Below are 13,677 nucleotides of genomic sequence, written 5' to 3'. Positions count from 1 at the left end.
CCCGACCACCAAATTCATTGGGACAAGCACAAAATAGTTTAGTCCGTGTTTTTAATTCAGCATGAATTTCCAAGCCGATGACCGCTTCCCAATTTTTACTCATTTCTACCCCCCTCTAGCTCAATAAAATAACCGAGCCTAAACAAAGTCTCCTCATCAAAAGCCCGACCTAACAACTGTATCCCCTGTATACCCCAAGGCAGAGTTAAGGCAGGCAAACCACTTAAGTTAGCCAACACAGTCAAAAACTTACCTGTTTCCACTTCCTTTTCGCCAAATTTAAATTCCGGGCAGGTAGTTGTCGGTAACAATAGGACCTCACATGACTGCAAAACTTCTTCCAATTGAGCTTTAATTAAAGCCCTTACTTTTAAGGCTTTTAAATAATAAGGTTCATACTGTTTTTCACTTAAAAGATATGTACCTAAAAGTATTTGTTCCTTTACTTTTTTCCCCAAACCGGCTGCCCGGGTTTTTTTAAATTGTTCTTCTATATTTTCCGCTCCAATTTGCCAACCATAACGCACCCCATCATAACGGGCTAAATTAGAACTGACTTCAGCCGCTAAAATAGTCTGAAAAACCGCCTCCACAACTTCTTTTCGTGGTAGAGACACTTCCCGACACTCTATACCTTTTTCTTTTAAAATAGTTACCACTTCTTGCAAACCACTAATTATTTCCGGTGCTACCGCTGATTGAAAATAATCCCAAGGGATACCGATTTTTAAACCCTGCAAATCCCCAGTTTTAAATTTTGTATAATCCACATTTGTTTTTAAAGAAACATTAGCATCTTTTTTATCAGGGCCAGCTAGTAAACTCATAATTAAAGCACAATCCTTTATCCCTTTAGTAAGACAGCCTACTTGTTCCAAAGAAGCAGCCGCAGCCATCAAACCATAACGAGATACCGTACCATAAGTAGGCTTTAAACCCACAAGGCCGCAAAGGGCTGCAGGTTGACGTAAATCACCACCAAGATCACTCCCCAAAGCAAAAACTGCTTCCCCGGCAGCAACAGCCGCAGCTGAGCCACCACAAGCCCCCCCGGGTACTGTTTTTAAATTACGCGGATTGGCGGTTATTTGCTTTTCTACATCTGGTCCTAGTCCAAATTCATCTACCTGAGCCTTCCCTAAAAGCAAACCCCCTGCAGCTATAACTTTATCAATTACTTCTGCATTATAAGGGGGAATGAAATTATTTAGAATACGCGAGCCAGCTGTTGTCTTAATTCCCTGTGTACAAAGATTGTCGGAAACCACAAAAGGAGTCCCCGCCATCTGCTCATTTTCCGGCTTAACAATAGTTAATAAAGCCTTAATTTCTTTTTCCCGGGCCGCGATTGTGGCCAAACATTTTTCCAGTAAACCTTCATTAGACACCAATTGCACTAAATTCACCCTCTTCCCTATTTAAACAATTCGCGGTACTTTAAAATAACCATTTTCAGCTGCCGCGGCATTAGCTAAAGCCGCCGACTGTTCCAAAGAAGAACCCTTTCGATCCTCCCGCCAAACATTTTTTACCGGGGAAAGATAAATTAAAGGCTCAACACCCTTAGTTTCCACCTCTTGTAAAACTTGCAGTTTATTTAATTTCACCATTAAACTTTCTAAAAAATACTCTTTTTCCTCAGCCCCTATAGCCAACTTAGCTAAATCAGCCACTAAATCCAAATCCATTTTTTCACCCACTTTCTACTGTTTAATTTGTAAAAACTCAGCTTCACTAAGAATCCGGGGATTTAAATTACCCTTTTCCAAAAGGGCCCGGGCTTTAACCAATTTAGAACCAGGCCTTTCACCGACAATAACAAAATCGGTTGTTTTACTAACTTGAGAAACCACCCTAGCACCTAAGTCATTCAACTTGGCTTCCATTTCCGCTCGCCTATAATTTTGAAAGCGTCCTGTCAGCACCACTGTTTTCCCACTAAACACATTATTTTGTTGAGTAGGGGCCTGATAAAGGGGATTAACACCAGCTTTTAAAAGTTGATCAATACTTATTTTAATTTTTTCATCCCCAAAAAAGGTAGTAATACTTTCGGCTACGATGTCACCAATATCGGGAATAGCCAATAATTGTTCTCTGGTAGCTTTTTGCAGTTCCGGTAAAGCCTGAAATGTTTCAGCCAAATCACGGGCAATTTTTTTACCCACATTAGGAATACCTAAAGCATAAATAAAAGCATCCAACGTACATGTTTTACTTTTTTCCAGAGCCTTTAATAAATTAGCTGCTCTTTTTTCCCCAAACTTCTCCAAACCTAATAAATCTGCCCAGGTTAATTTATATAAATCGGAAACTTCACGTATTCCCAGTTTTTCAAATAATTGTTCTGCGGTTTTTTCACTAAAACCAGTAATATTTAAGGCCTCACGTCCAGCAAAGTGTACTAAACTTTTCACCAATTGTGGTTTACAAGAAAGTGAGTTCTCACAAAAGAAATGCACTCCATCACGAATCAATTTAGCCCCACAGGCCGGACAAGCTTCCGGAATTTTTATTACTTCGGTATCTACTAATGACTCCGGCACTACTCCTCTAATTTCCGGAATAACTTCATTAGAGCGGCGAATATATACTTGGCATCCTTTTTGAATACCTTTGCGAGTAAGATCATCAAAATTATTCAGGGTAGCACGTTGAATGGTGGCCCCACCTATTTCCACAGGCTCTAGAATAGCGGTAGGTGTTATTTTACCGGTACGACCGACATTCCATTCTACATCCAAAAGGGTAGTAATTTCATCTTCAACCGCAAATTTATAAGCAATAGCCCAACGGGGAAACTTGATAGTATAACCTAAAATTTCCCTGGTCTGTAAATCATTCACGGAAATTACTAGACCGTCAATTTCAAAAGGAAAAGTTTCCCGTATTTTTTCTATTTTTATTATTTCCTTTTTCACAGCCGCCAAATTGGGACAATAAACCTGATAAGGATGAACTGGTAAACCCTGTTCCTTTAAAAAATTTAAAATTTGCTGATAGGTGCCCAACTCCAGATTTTCTACAGAACCAAGTTCATAAACATAAGCAATTAATTTACGACAGGCGGTTTCACGCAAATCCAAATTACGCAAAGCACCGGCTGCGGCATTACGCAAGTTTTTTAACGGCACTGCAGCCTGAGCATTATATTCAGCAAAAGCTTCTTTAGTCATTAAAGCCTCACCTTTAATTTCAATAAAGGTTGTATGGGGAATTCGCAGGGGAATACTTTTAATTGTTTTTACTTGTGGCAAAATTGCCTCACCAATCTCCCCTGTTCCCCGTGTAGCAGCTTGTACCAAAAGGCCCCCATCATAAGTTAAATTAACTGTTAAACCATCAAATTTTAAAGTAACTAAATAAGTCAAAGGAGGTAAATCCCGTCCGGCTACAGCCTTTTTTAAACGCTGTTCCCAAGCCTCCAATTCACTAAAATTTTGAGCTTTATCCAAACTCCATAATTTAGCTTGATGTGTATGTTTTTGAAAACCACTAAGAATTACATCCCCTACCCTTTGGGTAGGCGAATCAGGTAAAATGATACCAGTTTCCTTTTCCAAAGCTAACAATTCATCATATAACCGATCATAATGGGCATCACTAACACTAGGAGCATCTAAAGTATAATATTCATAAGCATATTGATTTAATTTAGTCACTAATTCCCGCAAACGGGCTTCTTTAATATTTTTCACCAATTTTAACCTCCGTAAAAACAGAGTTTATTTTACTTTTTTTAAAGGAGCATATTTAGCTAAAACCATTTTTTTACCATAAGAAGGGAAACTAATCCCCAAAATCAAATCACTACCTGTCCCCCGCACCTGTACAATAACCCCAGTACCCCATCTTTGATGAACCACCTTATCCCCTAGATTAAAGGCATGTGTAGTCACTTGATAAGCAGGAGTTGTTTCAAAAAAGGCGGCACGTTTATGAGCCACACATAATTCTGGGGGTATCTCCTTTAAAAAACGAGAAGGCTGATGCCATTTCTTCTGTCCATATAAATAGCGTTCCCGAGTATAGAGCAAATATAATCTTTCTTGAGCCCGGGTTAGGGCTACATAACAAAGACGGCGTTCTTCCTCCAATTCATCGGGATTATCCAGGGAACGATAATGAGGAAAAATGTTTTCCTCTAGACCCAAAAGAAAAACATGAGGAAATTCCAAACCTTTGGCACTGTGCACCGTCATCACCACCACAGCTTCTTCGTTCACGGCCAAATCATCCAAATCAGTTACCAATGCTACTTGATTTAAAAAATCCCCCAAAGAACCTTTATCTGTAGAAAGATCATATTCCAAAGTTTTGGTTAAAAAAGCCTGAATATTTTCCCAACGTTCCACAGCTTCTTTAGTATTTTCTTTTTCAAGTTGTTTTTGATAACCACTTTCCTTTAAAACCATTTGGGTTAATTCCGTAATCCTTACCTGAGACATTGTTTCCCGTAAAGCCTGCAGTAATTGAGCAAAATTTTGAACTGCCCGAGCAATTTTTGGTGTTAAATTAAGCTGTGAAATCCTAAAAAGAGTCTCATAATAGGAGAGATTTTGAGTAGAGGCATAAGCAGTTATTTTTTCCCACGTAGTTTTACCAATACCACGGCGCGGCTCATTAATAATTCTTTTTAAACTAAGATTATCTTCTGGGTTAACTAAAACCCTTAAATAAGCCAAAAGATCTTTAATTTCTTTTCTTTCGTAAAACTTTACTCCACCCACCAATTTATAGGGAATACCAGCTCGAATCAGCCATTCCTCCATAATTCGCGATTGAGCATTAAGACGCATCAAAACCGCACAAGCTCCATAAGGCACACCTTGGTTTTTTAATTCCTTAATTTTTTCAATGACAAAAGCGGCTTCATCATTCTCGTCATTAGCCATAAAACATAAAAGAGGTTCTCCTTTTGGTTTTTGAGTCCATAACTGTTTAGCCTTGCGTCCCCGGTTACAAGCTATTACCTGATTAGCTGCAGCTAAAATCATCTGTGTGGAGCGATAATTTTGCTCTAATTTAATTACCTTTGCCTGTGGATAATCACGTTCAAAATCAAGGATATTACGTACATCTGCTGCTCGGAAACCATAAATAGACTGATCATCATCACCAACAACACATATATTTTGTCGTTTACCAGCTAATAACTTGGCTAATTTGTATTGAGCATGATTAGTATCCTGATATTCATCAATCATCAAATAATGAAAGCGTTCTTGATATTTGGCCAGTACCTCTGGATGTTTAATAAATAAATGCACGGTAAGCATAATTAAATCATCAAAATCTAAAGCATTATTTTCCTTTAAAGACTGCTGATAAAGGGTATAAATTTCTAAATAAGTTTTTTCACGAAACCCCGGATAATTTTGCCGAGCCTGTTTAGGTGTCAATAAATCACATTTATAGCGACTAATTAAATATTGAATTTTACGAGGTGGATAATTTTGTTCATTTAAATTTAAGGTGCGGCAAATAGACCTAAGGAGGGCTAATTGATCCTGACTATCGTAAATAGCAAAATTGGACTGATAGCCCAAATAAGTAATTTCACGCTGTAAAATACGCAGACAAAAAGCATGAAAAGTCATTACCCATACTTGCCTACTTAAAGGACCCAAAAGCCTTGACAAACGTACCCTCATCTCTTCCGCTGCTTTATTAGTAAAAGTAATAGCTAAAATATTGGCTAGTTCAATCCCCTCAACTCTAATCAACTCTATTATTTCTGGAGATAAATCCCTAGTCTTTTTTTCCAACCAAGACTTTAATTTATATAAATCCTCTTTGGTTAATTCCCACGGGGGAACAACCTCTTTTTTGAAATAAGGACCAAACAAATATAAATGTAGAAGACGATAAATCATGGCCCGCGTTTTTCCGGAACCAGCCCCGGCTAAACAAAGTACCGGTCCATTTCCACAGCTGACTACTTGCATTTGCTGATCATTTAAACCGGTAAATAAATGTCCATAAATTTTTTCTCTTAAATTTTGATATTCACTAACTAAATCTACCACAATTTACCCCCTCTGCAGACAGAAATATTTTTTCCCTAGTGTATATTCTCATCCTAGTCCGGACATAATTATTAGTGAACAACTCCTCTTATCTCCTCCACTCTATGGGCTCAAGGAAATTCCTTGAACCCATTTTTTTTATTTTCTTTTTTCCAACTCAGCCGCGATTTCCCGTAGGGAAATACCTTGCTGAACTAGTAATACTAAAAGGTGATAAAGCAAATCAGCAGTTTCGTAAATTACCTCATTTTTTTGACCACCCTTAGCGGCAATAATCACTTCAGCAGCTTCTTCACCTATTTTTTTTAATATTTTATCTAACCCCTCTGTGAAAAGATAAGTAGTATAAGAATTTTCCGGAAGAACTTGCTGACGTCCTAAAATAATCTTTTCTAAATCTGCTAAAACGGTACCTATGGGAGGTACCAATTTTTCATTTTTCTGCAGAGGTTCACTAAAACAGGAAAAAGCACCTAAATGGCAAGCCACTCCTTTTTGGTGTACCTGTACCAAAAGAGTATCTTGATCACAATCATAATAAATGGCGGCAACTCGCTGTTGATGTCCCGAAGTTTCACCCTTAAACCATAATTTTTGTCTACTTCTACTATAAAACCAAGTAAATCCTGTTTGCAAAGTTTTTTCTAAGGCTTCTTGATTCATATAAGCCAACATTAATACTTGACCACTATTTATATCTTGTATAATCGCCGGGAGCAGACCTTGTTCATCAAATTTTAATTGAGCAGCCTTTTGCACTGTTATTTCCTCAGACATACAGGTACATCCCTTTCCCATAAATATTTTTTTACATCTTGAATAGATAATAAACCATAATGAAAAACCGAAGCAGCTAAAAGACCCTGTGCCTTACCAAGTACCGCTCCCTCCCAAAAATGTTCCAATTTACCTACTCCACCTGAAGCAATCACCGGTATAGAAATACTTTCACTTACCATTTTAGTTAAAGTTAAATCATAACCATCACGTGTACCATCATGTCTAATACCAGTTAAAAGAATTTCACCAGCACCCAAATTAGCCAGCCTTCGCACCCAAGTGAGTACATCCAAACCCGCGGCTTGACGTCCCCCCCCAATATAGACTTCCCAGTGTTGATTTCCCAAAGGAAAGGCATCAACCGCCACCACAATTTTTTCTTCCCCCCAACACCGTGCCGCCTTTTCTACCAAAGCCGGGTTTTTCACAGCCGCCGATCCCAAACTAACTCGCTGGGCACCTTGAGCAAAGATTTCCGCAATATCCTTTAAAGAACGCAAACCACCACCTACCAAAAGGGGAATTGTTAATTGATCGGCCATTCTTTTTACCAAATCCAAACGGGCTTGGTTTTCTTCCGGAGAAGAAATATCCAAAAGTACAAGTTCATCAGCCCCTTGAATTTGATATTCAAGGGCTAATTCAAGGGGATCACCCAATTCCTTTAAATTTAAAAATTGTGTCCCTTTAACTACTTTTCCCCCGGCAGTATCTAAACAAGGTATAATTCTGACAGTCATTTAACTATGCCTCCAAAATTTCTAGAGCCTCACTTAAATTTACAGTGCCCGCATATAGGGCTTTACCCATAATTACTGCTTCTACCCCAAAATCCTCTAATTTTTTTAATTGATGTAAATCTTCCACAGAGGCCACTCCCCCGGAGGCAATAACTTTCAGACCACTAATTTCCGCAATTTTTTGTGTAGCCTCGAAATTAGGACCGCGTAGTGTTCCATCACGACGCGTATCAGTAAAAATAATTCGCGAAACACCCAATTCAGCTATTTTTTGAGCTAATTGAAAGACACTTGTACCTACAGTTGATTCCCAACCTTCGATGGCCACTAAACCATCCCGACTATCCACTCCCACGGCGATTCTTTCCCCAAAAGTTTCCACACAACGTAAAATCAAATCATTAGAAGAAATAGCGGCAGTACCTAAAATAACGCGTTCTACACCTAAATTTAAAATTTCCTTTACAGTTTGAAAAGTACGAATCCCGCCACCTAATTGTATCGGTATATTTATTTCCCGTATAATTTCTTTAACTATTTCTAAATTACGTGGTTCACCGGTAAAAGCACCATCCAAATCGACAATATGCAAAAAAGATGCCCCTAACTTTTCCCATTGTTTAGCCATTTTTACCGGCTCTGCAGAATAAACTATTTCCGAACTTCTTTCCCCTTGTACCAACCGCACACAATGTCCATCCCGCAAATCAATCGCTGGTATTACTAACAATTTTTAACCACTCCCCTTAATCCTCCTAATAATATTTAAACATATTTAAGTTGCTATTTCTAGCGAGATTATAGAATCCCTTTGGAAGAAGGGATTAAATTTCCGGAAATAACGACTGCTTCTTTGAGGGCCCTACCTACTCCCTTAAAAACCGCCTCTGCCAAATGATGAGAATTTTCTGCAGCCAATTGCTTAATATGTAGTGTTATTTTAGCCTCACGAGCAAAGGCTTCCCAAAATACTTCCACCAATTGACTATCAAAATTACCGATCTTTTCCGTAGGAAAATTTAAATGAGCATAAAAACCCGCACGGCCACTTAAATCAACCGCTGACAAAACCAAAGCCTCATCCATGGGAGTAATTAAAGAACCATAACGGACGACTCCCCTTTTATCACCCAAAGCCCGGGCCAAAGCTAACCCTAAACATAAACCAACATCCTCAACCGTATGATGAAAATCAACATTTAAATCACCATTTACAGTCAACTCAATTCGGAAACCACTATGACTAGCAAATGATTCCAAAAGATGATCCAAAAAACCAATTCCGGAACTACCCTCTAACAAACCTTCATTAGATAATACCAAACGCACGATAATATCTGTTTCCCGTGTCTTCCTTTCCACAAAACCTTGCCGTTCATCCATTTTCTTTTTCCTCCTTTATCCGTATCTTTAAAGCTTGTCCATGTGCTTTTAAACCTTCGGCTGCCGCTAAATAACTTACCGGATCAACTGCTTTCTTTAATCCTGCCAAAGAATAATTCAAAATACTAGAAGCTTTACAAAAATCAGCCACCGATAAAACCCCGGCATAACGTGCTGTTCCTCCTGTTGGCAGCACATGATTAGGACCAGCCCAATAATCCCCCACTGGCTCAGGAGTATAAGGCCCCATAAAAATGGCTCCCGCATGTTTCACCTGAGCCAAATAAGACCAAGGTTCTTCTAATAATAATTCTAAATGTTCTGGAGCAATTTCATTAGAAAGTGCCAAAGCAGTTTCTAAATCTTCCGTAAGAATTATAGCTCCCTGTGCAGCCAAAGCTTTTTGGGCAATTTCCCGACGCGGTAATAAAGGAAGTTGTTCTAGTAAATGTTTTTTAACTGCCTCAGCCCAAGCCAGATTTGGTGTAAGCAAAATTGCACGTGCATGAATGTCGTGTTCCGCCTGTGAAAGTAAATCTGCGGCTGCATATTGTGGTTTAACACTTCCCTCACCTATAATTAAAATTTCGCTGGGACCGGCCAAAGAGTCAATCCCCACCACCCCAAAAACCAATTTTTTAGCCATAGCCACAAAAACATTACCAGGACCAACAATCTTATCTACTTTACGAATAGTTGCTGTTCCATAAGCCAAAGCCGCTATTGCCTGGGCTCCACCCAAACGATAAATTTCCGTGACACCCGCCTCGGCAGCCGCCACTAAGGTAGGGGCGGGAATTTCACCCTGCTGATTAGGAGGTGTTACCATAACAATTTCCCGAACACCAGCTACATGTGCTGGTAAAGCAGTCATTAAAACTGTAGAAGGATAACTGGCCGTACCACCAGGAACATAAATTCCCACTCTTTCTAAAGGACGATATACTTGTCCCACCAAAGAGCCAGTTTCAGCTTGTGTAAACCAATCATGCGGTTTTTGCAGAAGATGATAATCGCGAATATTTTTTAAAGCCTGCCGCAAATAGCTCAAATAATCGGGAGATACATTTTGATAAGCAGCTTTAATTTCCCGAGGATCTACCCGCAGAGTAGTACGACAGCCATCAAACAACTCAGTATAATCTAAAAGGGCCTTATCTCCATCTTTTTTCACCCGTTCTAAAATTTGAGCAACCTTGTTTTCCAGCTCAGGCTGAAAAACAACATTTTGTTTTAATCTTTTTTCAGCTTGTGGTGAAGGCCATTTATAAATCGGCAGCAAAAATCGTCCCCTCCTCCAAAACAGCATTAATCTGCTGCACCATTTGTTTAATTTCTTCGGCTTTTAAACGATAACTGGCTCGGTTAACAATTAAACGTGCTGTTGCTTCCCCGATAAACTCCAAAGGCACAAGACCATTTTCCCGCAAGGTTTTACCAGTTGAAACTATATCAACAATAGCCTCAGCCAAACCAACCCGAGGAGCTAATTCAATATTACCATGCAATTTTATAATTTCCCCTTCCCAGCCCTTTTTGCGCATATATTCGGCAGCAACTGCCGGAAACTTAGTGGCCAAACGAAAACCAGGCTGCCAGTGAAAAATCCCCGCTGAAGATAATGTTTCCTGCGGCACGGCCACAGCAAAACGGCAGTAACCAAAACGCAAATCTACTAATTCATAAACATTTTTTCCTGCTTCCCAAATACTGTCTTTACCCACAATTCCCAAATCAGCTGCCCCATATTCCACATAAGTGGGAATATCAGTAGGACGGCAAATTAAATAACAAAACCCTTCCTCAGAATTAACATACATTAAGGTTCGTTCTTGATCAGATAAATGTACACAGTCCAAGCCGGATTGTGCCAATAATTTTTTGGCCGGCTGAAATAATTTTCCCTTGGGTAAAGCTATAGTTAAATTAGATTTCATTACTATTTTCTCCTTCATCATTTACTAAAATGGCTTCACTTTGTTTGGCGAGTTCTTCTGCTTCCTCATGTGTAAAGGAACCAATTTGAGTAATAACCTTTTTCCCCTGCTGGCGTAATTTTCGTGCCCGAGAAATAATAACTTTAGCATTTTCCCCCACTAGCAAATAAGACTTTTCAGGTTTTGATTTTTTTATTTCCGGTAAACTAAGTAAAACCCGCTCCACACCTAAAGCAAAACCAGTAGCCGGACAATCAAGTCCCCACAAGTCAAAAAGACGATCATAACGCCCTCCCCCACCAATGGGATAACCAATACCACTAGTATAAATCTCAAAAACCATTCCCGTATAATAGATCTGTTCTCTTAAAGTACTTAAATCCAATTGTAAATAATGGGCAGTACCATAATCCTTTAAATAATCTCTAATCTGTTTTAATTCCTCAAGTGCCTCTAAAACACCGGCCGGCAAATTTTTATTTAATACCTGTGGAAATATTAATTTTTCAGTCAATAAACTAACTACCGTTTCAGCAGAGGTCATTCCCTGTGCTAATAAATAGTTTTTTAAACCAACAAAATCTTTTTCCAAAATTAATTTACGCACTACATATAAAGCAGTTTCTTCCCAATTCAAACTGGCCAAAAGTCCTTTTAAAACACCAGTATGACCCAAACTAATAGTAAAATCTGTTAAACCAATTGCCGTTAAAGCCTCAATGGCTAAAGCCAATACTTCACTGTCAGCTGCCGGTCCAGAAGCACCTAATAATTCTACTCCTACCTGTGTAAATTCCCGCTGTCGGCCAGTTTGTATTTCTTCATAACGAAAAACTTCTCCCCCATACATCAAACGTTGAGGATATTTTTCCGATAACTTACTACTGACAACTCGAGTAATAGGTAATGTCATTTCCGGTCGTAGAGCTAAAATTTGACCATCACGATCAATTAATTTATAAATTTGTTCCAATTCACTGCCTTTTCCAGCATCAGAAAAGGTTTGATAATATTCTAATAGGGGTGTATTTATTTCTTGATAACCCCATAAAGAAAAATGAGTTAAAAAACGGTTAATTAAATCACGTTTTTGAAAAGCCTCCCCTGGAAGCCAATCCCGCATTCCTGGTGGTACTTTTTTTTGTCCTTGTACAAGCATTGCCCCACCCCTTTATCCCATTAAAGTGCTAACATGTTAGATGAGTCAATTCTATCTAAACAACAAACCTTTTGTCAACCCGAATTTGCAGCCAAACGTTTTAAAACAAGGCGATAACCATCTGCACCAAAATATAAACATTTTTTTACACGGCTAATTGTAGCCGTACTAGCTCCGGTAGAAGCAGCAATTTCTGTATAAGTTAAATCCTGTTTCAACATCTTAGCCACAGCTAAACGCTGGGACATAGCTTTTAATTCCGCAACCGTACATAAATCCTCAAAAAAGCGATAACCTTCTTCCTTATTTTTTAAAGATAAAATGGCTTCAATAAGTTGATCCATAAATTTATCCTGTAAGCGACTTTGATATGTCATTTCCTCACCTCAATTTTAATCCTGAAAGCAAACATCATTGAATCTTCAGTAAGTTTTTAGGAATAGGGAAAATTAGCAGCCGAAAAAGTTAAAATTTGACTGGCCTCTTCTGCTTCTGTTTCTGGGACTAATATTTCCACGGCACCTGAATCTCCCAAATGGGGAACACCTACTGACCGCAAAAGTACAATGATCCCTTCATTTTGTAAAAGTAATTTAAGTTGTTCGGCAATTATTTTATTTGGAGCAATATAAACCACCGTCCACATAAAAATACCCCCTATTCACCGGATTCAAGCTGACCATGTTTAGTCATAATTAGTGCCTTTCCTCTGATTTTAATCGCCGAAGTATGTTCCGTAAATTGTGCCAACATGACTTCACCCTGGTCCAACTTTTCCGTATGATGAAATTTAGTGGCTTCCCCTCTGGTTAAACCAATAATAGTCACACCATTTTCTTTAGCTTTAATTATAATATAGTCACCTAAAACTAATTTTTTCTCCTGCAAGTCAATCCCTCCCTATTTATTATTCATTTCCCGACACTTTTTTTTAATGTATTCAATGACAATCGGTGGGACCAATCCTTCCACATTGCCTCCAATTAAAGCTACCTGCTTAATAATACTAGAACTAAGAAAAGAATACTTGCCTGAGGTCATTAAAAAAACAGTTTCCAAATCATAGTTTAAATGTTTATTCATGGCTGCCATTTGCATTTCATATTCAAAATCGGAAACAGCTCGCAACCCCCTAATCAAGGCAATCGCATTTTTTTCACTAGCAAAATTGGCTAGCAAACCGGAAAAACTTTCCACAGCAGCATTAGGTAAATGACTAATACTTTCCTCAATCATAAAAATTCGCTCCTCTAAAGTAAACAAATTACACTTATAGGTTTCAGTGGCTACGGCAATAATTACTTGATCAAAAAGCTTACAAGACCTCTCAGTAATATGAATATGACCATTAGTTACCGGATCAAAAGTTCCCGGATAAACTGCTATTCTCATCTAAATACCTCCATCTTCCTGCACTACACTAACTGCATCAATCCCCGGCAGTTTTTGTAATTCTTGAATTAAGTCAGGAACTACTTTTACCCAATAATGCCGCATGCTTTTTACTAATTTTTCCTCAGCGGGAAAATATAAATAAAGGGGAGTGTCACCTGTATAGGTTTCCACCAAGGGGGCAAGTTTTTCCCAAATTTGCCGTTCAGAATAAACAGGAGCTATTTTTAAATAAAGTTTACTTGATGATTTAGTTT

General features: G+C 38.6%; 17 protein-coding genes. All 17 read right to left on the bottom strand.

The window, feature by feature from the left end; all coding sequences use genetic code 11:
* Positions 1 to 103: hypothetical protein (locus GX687_00115; protein HHX95861.1), on the bottom strand; the 103-nt coding region annotated here is incomplete at its 3' end.
* Positions 96 to 1,397, bottom strand: a complete 1,302-nt coding sequence (gene gatA, locus GX687_00110; protein HHX95860.1) for an Asp-tRNA(Asn)/Glu-tRNA(Gln) amidotransferase subunit GatA — start codon at positions 1,395 to 1,397, stop codon at positions 96 to 98. The genes GX687_00115 and gatA, both read right to left, overlap by 8 nt.
* 21 nt (positions 1,398 to 1,418) lie before the next feature.
* A complete protein-coding gene (gatC, locus tag GX687_00105; protein HHX95859.1) occupies positions 1,419 to 1,688 on the bottom strand; it encodes an Asp-tRNA(Asn)/Glu-tRNA(Gln) amidotransferase subunit GatC in 270 nt (89 codons plus the stop codon).
* Positions 1,689 to 1,703: 15 nt separating this feature from the next.
* A complete protein-coding gene (gene ligA / locus GX687_00100; protein HHX95858.1) occupies positions 1,704 to 3,689 on the bottom strand; it encodes an NAD-dependent DNA ligase LigA in 1,986 nt (661 codons plus the stop codon).
* A 36-nt stretch (positions 3,690 to 3,725) separates the two neighbouring features.
* Positions 3,726 to 6,029, bottom strand: a complete 2,304-nt coding sequence (locus tag GX687_00095) for a UvrD-helicase domain-containing protein (protein ID HHX95857.1) — start codon at positions 6,027 to 6,029, stop codon at positions 3,726 to 3,728.
* 138 nt (positions 6,030 to 6,167) lie between these two features.
* Positions 6,168 to 6,806, bottom strand: a complete 639-nt coding sequence (locus GX687_00090) for a bifunctional phosphoribosyl-AMP cyclohydrolase/phosphoribosyl-ATP diphosphatase HisIE (protein HHX95856.1) — start codon at positions 6,804 to 6,806, stop codon at positions 6,168 to 6,170.
* A complete protein-coding gene (hisF, locus tag GX687_00085) occupies positions 6,791 to 7,549 on the bottom strand; it encodes an imidazole glycerol phosphate synthase subunit HisF (GenBank protein ID HHX95855.1) in 759 nt (252 codons plus the stop codon). Before hisF ends, GX687_00090 begins: the two co-directional genes overlap by 16 nt.
* Positions 7,550 to 7,553: 4 nt before the next feature.
* Positions 7,554 to 8,279, bottom strand: a complete 726-nt coding sequence (gene hisA / locus GX687_00080) for a 1-(5-phosphoribosyl)-5-[(5-phosphoribosylamino)methylideneamino]imidazole-4-carboxamide isomerase (GenBank protein HHX95854.1) — start codon at positions 8,277 to 8,279, stop codon at positions 7,554 to 7,556.
* A 68-nt stretch (positions 8,280 to 8,347) separates the two neighbouring features.
* Positions 8,348 to 8,932: an imidazoleglycerol-phosphate dehydratase HisB gene (hisB, locus tag GX687_00075; protein HHX95853.1), complete on the bottom strand. Its 585-nt coding sequence runs from the start codon at positions 8,930 to 8,932 to the stop codon at positions 8,348 to 8,350.
* Positions 8,925 to 10,241, bottom strand: a complete 1,317-nt coding sequence (hisD, locus tag GX687_00070) for a histidinol dehydrogenase (protein ID HHX95852.1) — start codon at positions 10,239 to 10,241, stop codon at positions 8,925 to 8,927. Before hisD ends, hisB begins: the two co-directional genes overlap by 8 nt.
* On the bottom strand, positions 10,198 to 10,869 hold the full coding sequence (locus tag GX687_00065) for an ATP phosphoribosyltransferase (protein HHX95851.1): 672 nt from the start codon (positions 10,867 to 10,869) through the stop codon (positions 10,198 to 10,200). Before GX687_00065 ends, hisD begins: the two co-directional genes overlap by 44 nt.
* Complete coding sequence (gene hisZ / locus GX687_00060; GenBank protein HHX95850.1) at positions 10,859 to 12,028, bottom strand: ATP phosphoribosyltransferase regulatory subunit; 1,170 nt, start codon at positions 12,026 to 12,028, stop codon at positions 10,859 to 10,861. Before hisZ ends, GX687_00065 begins: the two co-directional genes overlap by 11 nt.
* Positions 12,029 to 12,102: 74 nt before the next feature.
* On the bottom strand, positions 12,103 to 12,405 hold the full coding sequence (locus tag GX687_00055) for a hypothetical protein (protein HHX95849.1): 303 nt from the start codon (positions 12,403 to 12,405) through the stop codon (positions 12,103 to 12,105).
* Positions 12,406 to 12,461: 56 nt separating this feature from the next.
* Entirely contained in the window at positions 12,462 to 12,674 is a 213-nt protein-coding gene (locus GX687_00050) for a DUF2007 domain-containing protein (protein HHX95848.1), read from the bottom strand.
* Between the two features lie 11 nt (positions 12,675 to 12,685).
* Positions 12,686 to 12,922 carry a trp RNA-binding attenuation protein MtrB gene (gene mtrB, locus GX687_00045; protein ID HHX95847.1) on the bottom strand — a complete coding sequence of 79 codons (237 nt, stop codon included), beginning with the start codon at positions 12,920 to 12,922 and terminating at the stop codon, positions 12,686 to 12,688.
* 6 nt (positions 12,923 to 12,928) lie between these two features.
* A complete protein-coding gene (gene coaD / locus GX687_00040) occupies positions 12,929 to 13,420 on the bottom strand; it encodes a pantetheine-phosphate adenylyltransferase (protein HHX95846.1) in 492 nt (163 codons plus the stop codon).
* The coding region (locus GX687_00035; protein HHX95845.1) for a hypothetical protein at positions 13,421 to 13,677 on the bottom strand (257 nt) is incomplete at its 5' end.

It is taken from the genome of Clostridia bacterium (genome assembly GCA_012841935.1).
Taxonomy (GTDB): domain Bacteria; phylum Bacillota; class Peptococcia; order DRI-13; family DTU073; genus DUTS01.
This window is presented reverse-complemented; position numbering and strand designations above follow the sequence as displayed.

What these genes read in the sequence shown, in the direction of transcription:
- GX687_00065 (HHX95851.1), bottom strand. Translation starts at nt 10,869, where the DNA reads ATGAAATCTAATTTAACTATAGCTTTACCCAAGGGAAAATTATTTCAG.
- hisB (HHX95853.1), bottom strand. Translation starts at nt 8,932, where the DNA reads ATGGATGAACGGCAAGGTTTTGTGGAAAGGAAGACACGGGAAACAGAT.
- hisZ (HHX95850.1), bottom strand. Translation starts at nt 12,028, where the DNA reads ATGCTTGTACAAGGACAAAAAAAAGTACCACCAGGAATGCGGGATTGG.
- GX687_00090 (HHX95856.1), bottom strand. Translation starts at nt 6,806, where the DNA reads ATGTCTGAGGAAATAACAGTGCAAAAGGCTGCTCAATTAAAATTTGAT.
- GX687_00050 (HHX95848.1), bottom strand. Translation starts at nt 12,674, where the DNA reads ATGTGGACGGTGGTTTATATTGCTCCAAATAAAATAATTGCCGAACAA.
- gatC (HHX95859.1), bottom strand. Translation starts at nt 1,688, where the DNA reads ATGGATTTGGATTTAGTGGCTGATTTAGCTAAGTTGGCTATAGGGGCT.
- hisF (HHX95855.1), bottom strand. Translation starts at nt 7,549, where the DNA reads ATGACTGTCAGAATTATACCTTGTTTAGATACTGCCGGGGGAAAAGTA.
- hisD (HHX95852.1), bottom strand. Translation starts at nt 10,241, where the DNA reads ATGCTGTTTTGGAGGAGGGGACGATTTTTGCTGCCGATTTATAAATGG.
- coaD (HHX95846.1), bottom strand. Translation starts at nt 13,420, where the DNA reads ATGAGAATAGCAGTTTATCCGGGAACTTTTGATCCGGTAACTAATGGT.
- GX687_00055 (HHX95849.1), bottom strand. Translation starts at nt 12,405, where the DNA reads ATGACATATCAAAGTCGCTTACAGGATAAATTTATGGATCAACTTATT.